Here is a 2,435-nt window from a genome sequence, read left to right as displayed (position 1 = left end):
TGAAATTGCAATGACGGTAAAGATGCCGTCTACCTACAGCTAGACGAAAAGACCCCGTGGAGCTTTACTATAGCTTGGCATTGAATTAGAGTTTTAGTTGCCGAGAATAGGTGGGAGACTTTGAAGTTATCTTTCAGGAGATAATGGAGTCATCAGTGAAATACCACCCTGCTGAAGTTTTGATTCTAACCTTGCACCGTTAGGTGTATTTAACAGATTATTTAAAATTTTATATTTTTATAATCTAAGAAAAAAGGTTAATGTTAACAACAGGCGAATAGTAAGGTCCTTCGAAGGCAAAGTATAGTTTTTTTGACTATGTTTTGTACGGAGGAATTTTTGGCGTGAAAATTTATTTTTAAATATTTTTTCAAGTTCAAAATATTCACTTACTATGTTATTTTTAATATTATTCATAATAATCTTTTCTAAAAACACTAAACAAAAAAGATTGTCATTCCCGGCCGGAATTTATTTTGTAATCAAAATAAATGGAAGGGAAGGGAATCTTAGGTTTATAGAATTGAACTGAATATATTAAATTTAATAATTATCAATAATTTTAGTTTTTAAATTAAAATTTTAATAATAATCGTCTGATGATAAATATTAACGACTTTTTTCTCATGTTAAATATAGCTACCGGTGCAGGAACAGTGCCTGGTGGGTAGTTTGACTGGGGCGGTCGCCTCCTAAATTGTAACGGAGGCGCTTACAAAGGTTGGCTAGGTCCGGATGGAAATCGGGCTGATAGTACAAACGCACAAGCCAGCTTTACTGAAAGACATACACGTCGCTCAGTTACGAAAGTATAAGTTAGTGAACCGACCGTGGCTTGTAGTAGCGCGGAAGATCATCGGATAAAAGTTACCCCGGGGATAACAGGCTAATTCCTTCCAAGAGTTCACATCGACGAAGGAGTTTGGCACCTCGATGTCGGCTCATCTCATCCTGGGGCTGGAGCAGGTCCCAAGGGTATGGCTGTTCGCCATTTAAAGAGGTACGCGAGCTGGGTTCAAACCGTCGTGAGACAGGTTGGTCTCTATCTGCTGTAGGCGTGTGTGCTTGAGGGAAGTCTTTCCTAGTACGAGAGGACCGGAAAGAACAAACCTCTGGTGTATCGGCTGTTCCGCCAGGAGCACTGTCGAGTAGCTAAGTTTGGAATGGATAACCGCTGAAAGCATCTAAGCGGGAAGCCACTCCCAAGATAAGGCACAGATATCCTAGAAGATGACTAGGTTGATAGGCTCTAGATATAAGCATCGTGAGATGTTAAGTCGAGGAGTACTAATATATCAATAACTTTTTTCTTTTATTTGTTTTTAAGAATTGACAATTTAGGAAAATTTGATGGAAAAGGTATACCTTTATCTTTGTAAGTGAAACATACTCATAAATATAAATTTCAAAAATTAACTTTAATTTATCCTGTTCTTGGTATTTTTTATCAAGACAGGATAAATGAAAAGTTATTTCAAACACTTTATTTAAAAAGTTTTTGTTGGATGTAGAACGTCTAGTGTTTCTGGCGAAGGTGTTACACCTGATCCCATACCGAACTCAGCAGTTAAGCCCTCCAGCGCCGATGGTAGCCCTTTGGGTGAGAGTAGGTCAATGCTAGACGTTGTGTATCTAACAATACTTTTATAAAATGAAGTGTTTTTTGTTTTTGAAAAAATATATCAAAGAATAAAATGAATCACTGATGTTATTGAGTGATTATGTTATTGTGTGTATTTTTAGATGAATTCACTCTCAATTTGAGTTTTTTTGGTTTTTGGTTTATTATGATTAATGGTATAATTAATTAAATAAATTTATGCAAAAGAAAAATACTTTCATTATTAACTTGGGCGGGTCTTTAATTGTACCTGAGCAGATTGATGTTGATTTTTTAAAAAAGTTTCGCAAAATTATCATTGATCAGATTGAAGAAAGAGATCAAAAATTTGTTTTAACTACAGGTGGTGGGAAGACTTGTCGGCGGTACAATGAATCAGCGGAAGCAATTGCTGATGGTTTGACTGCTGAGGACAAAGATTGGTTAGGGATTCATGCAACGCGGTTAAATGGTCATTTAATTCGGACAATTTTTAGGGACTATGCTTATCCACGGATTAATACAAATCCGCACGATCTTGAAGATTTTTATAAAAGTAAGGAGCCAATTATGATTGCAGCGGGATGGCGACCAGGACGTTCGACTGATTATGCAACAGCTCTTTTAGCAAAATATTTAGGAATTAAAAAGATTATCAATTTATCGAATATTGATTATATTTATGATAAGGATCCGAATAAATTTCCGGATGCACAGAAAGTTAATAAGATGTCTTGGAAAGATTTACGAGCAATGATTGGCGATGATTGGGTGCCGGGAATGCATGCGCCATTTGATCCAGTAGCAAGTCAGTTGGCGGATGAGGAAAATTTAG

The 2,435-nt window shown here is 36.4% G+C and carries 1 protein-coding gene and 2 rRNA genes; all 3 read left to right on the top strand.

Annotated features, from left to right (window positions below; translation table 11 throughout):
* A 23S ribosomal RNA gene (locus U9R42_09770) occupies positions 1-1,311 on the top strand; the annotation flags it as partial.
* A 204-nt stretch (positions 1,312-1,515) separates the two neighbouring features.
* Positions 1,516-1,623 (top strand): 5S ribosomal RNA (rrf, locus tag U9R42_09765).
* Positions 1,624-1,819: 196 nt separating this feature from the next.
* A partial coding sequence (pyrH, locus tag U9R42_09760) for a UMP kinase (protein ID MEA3496307.1) occupies positions 1,820-2,435 on the top strand: 616 nt, incomplete at its 3' end.

Source organism: Bacteroidota bacterium, from assembly GCA_034723125.1.
GTDB lineage: Bacteria > Bacteroidota > Bacteroidia > CAILMK01 > JAAYUY01 > JAYEOP01.
The sequence above is the reverse complement of the archived record's forward strand: the minus strand, read 5'-3'. Positions and strand labels throughout refer to the sequence as shown.